At 69.2% G+C, this 673-nt stretch carries 1 protein-coding gene; it reads right to left on the bottom strand.

The features are described 5' to 3' along the window. The coding region (locus tag ACVCAG_RS45815; protein WP_447191679.1) for an Ig-like domain-containing protein at positions 1-673 on the bottom strand (673 nt) is incomplete at both ends.

The raw sequence follows: 673 nt of genomic DNA, 5'->3' as shown, positions 1-673 counted from the left end.
GTGATGGTGTAGGTGAAGGTGTCGGTGCCGACGAAGCCCGGAGCGGGGGTGTAGACCACGTTGGTGCCGGAGATGGTCGCGGTGCCGTTGCCGGGCTTGGTGACGTTGCTGATCGCCGGTGCGGTCGCGGTGTCGTTGGCCAGGACGGGCACGCTGACGGCCTTGCCCTGGGTGGTGGCGGTGTCGGCGGCGGCGTTGGTGGGTGAGATGGACTGCCCGCCCACGATCTGGATCGGGGGGGCGGCGGTGTTGTTTCCGAGCTGGCCCGGAGCGGCGAGGACGCTGCTGATCCCGGTCGGCCGGATGGTCATGCTGCGCCCGACGGTGCCCTGCTTGACCCGGAAGGTGATGGTCTTCGCAGGTGGGTCGGACTTGGTGCCCTGCGAGGGGATCGTCAGGGTGGTGCCGCCGATGGTGCCGGCCCCGGACTGGCCGATGACATCGGCGTTGGCCAGTAGCGATGACAGGTCCCAGGTGGTGGTGTAGCTCCTGACCAGAAATGGCCACTGGGCCGTGCGGTGCGCCAGGGTGAGGGTGAAGGTGCCGCCCGGTGTGATCTGCCCGCCCCACAGGGACGGGGCGGTGGTGACCGAGATCGACCCGCTGCCCAGCCGCATGCCGAAGGCGTTCTTCCAGTAGTACTCGACGGGGTAGGCCGCCTGCCCTTGCCGGA

The sequence above is a fragment of the Streptosporangium sp. G12 genome (genome assembly GCF_052983175.1).
This window is presented reverse-complemented; position numbering and strand designations above follow the sequence as displayed.